The sequence below is a fragment of the Corynebacterium variabile genome (assembly GCF_006539825.1).
In the GTDB taxonomy this organism is placed as follows: domain Bacteria; phylum Actinomycetota; class Actinomycetes; order Mycobacteriales; family Mycobacteriaceae; genus Corynebacterium; species Corynebacterium variabile.
In genome coordinates this window covers 1-1,210 of the sequence record NZ_BJNT01000057.1, presented here as the reverse complement: position 1 = coordinate 1,210, position 1,210 = coordinate 1, and the positions used below count along the sequence as shown (strand labels likewise).

1 protein-coding gene is annotated in these 1,210 nt (G+C 67.3%); it reads left to right on the top strand.

Annotation, left to right across the window (positions count from 1 at the left end):
- Positions 1 to 68 precede the first annotated feature (68 nt).
- Positions 69 to 1,210, top strand: a protein-coding gene (locus tag CVA01_RS14735; protein WP_141331827.1) for an IS3 family transposase whose coding sequence is annotated in 2 segments (ribosomal slippage) — positions 69 to 353 and positions 356 to 1,210 — 1,140 coding nt annotated over the 2 segments. Because the reading frame shifts where the segments join, the coding sequence is not laid out codon by codon here. This gene is flagged as partial in the annotation.

Sequence of the window (1,210 nt, the reverse complement as noted above, 5' to 3'; positions counted from 1 at the left end):
GGGACTGCTGCGCGAGTAGTTGACATCTGATCTGGCTTGCCGTGGGGTGGGCCTGGAAGGATGTTGCTGTGCCCAAGCCTTACCCGTCCGAGTTTCGTGACGATGTCGTGCGCGTCGCGAGGAACCGTGAGCCCGGAGTGACGATCGAGCAGATCGCGAAAGACTTCGGCGTTCACCCCATGACGCTGCAGAAGTGGCTGCGTCGCGCCGACATCGACGCCGGAGCCAAGCCCGGAACGACCCGAACCGAGGCTGCGGAGATCCGTGAGCTGCGCAAGCGGAACCGGCTCCTCGAGCAGGAGAACGAGGTCCTCCGGCGTGCGGCGGCGTACCTGTCGCAGGCGAACCTGCCGGGAAAAGGTTCTACCCGCTCGTGACGGAGCTCGCCGAAGCAGGGATCCCTGTGACGGTGACGTGTCGGGTGCTCAAGCTCTCCCGTCAGCCCTACTACCGGTGGCTGGCGAACCCCATCACCACCAGCGAGGTGGTGGAGGCGTATCGCGCGAACGCGCTGTTCGACGCACACCGCGACGACCCCGAATTCGGGCACCGGCTGCTGGCCGACGAGGCCCGCGACGCGGGTGAGGCGATGTCGGACCGGACCGCGTGGCGGATCGCCTCAGCGAACGGCTGGTGGTCCGCGTTCGGGAAGAAGCGGGGCCGTAACGGCAAGAAGCCGGGACCGCCGGTCCACGACGACCTCTGCGCCGTCATCGACGAGCACGGCCGGACCCGGCACGTCTTCGCCGCCGACGCCCCGAACCAGCTCTGGCTCGTCGACATCACGGAGCACACGACCGCCGAAGGCAAGCTCTACTGCTGCGCCATCAAAGACGCCTGCAGCGGCAAGATCGTCGGGTACTCGATCGGCTCGAGGATGAAGTCCCGCCTGGCCGTTCAGGCGCTCGAGAACGCCGTCTCGATGCGCGGCGACGTCGCCGGCTGCATCGTCCACAGCGACAGGGGCAGTCAATTTCGTAGCAGGAAGTTCCTGCGCGCTCTGGCCCGTCATCGCCTGGTCGGATCCATGGGCCGCGTCGGCTCCAGCGGGGACAACGCCGCCATGGAATCGTTCTTCGCCCTGCTGCAGAAGAACGTCCTCGACCGCCGAGCCTGGACCACCCGCGAGCAGCTGCGCATCGCGATCGTCACCTGGATCGAGCGGACCTACCACCGACGCCGCAGACAGGCACGCCTGGGCCGTTTGACG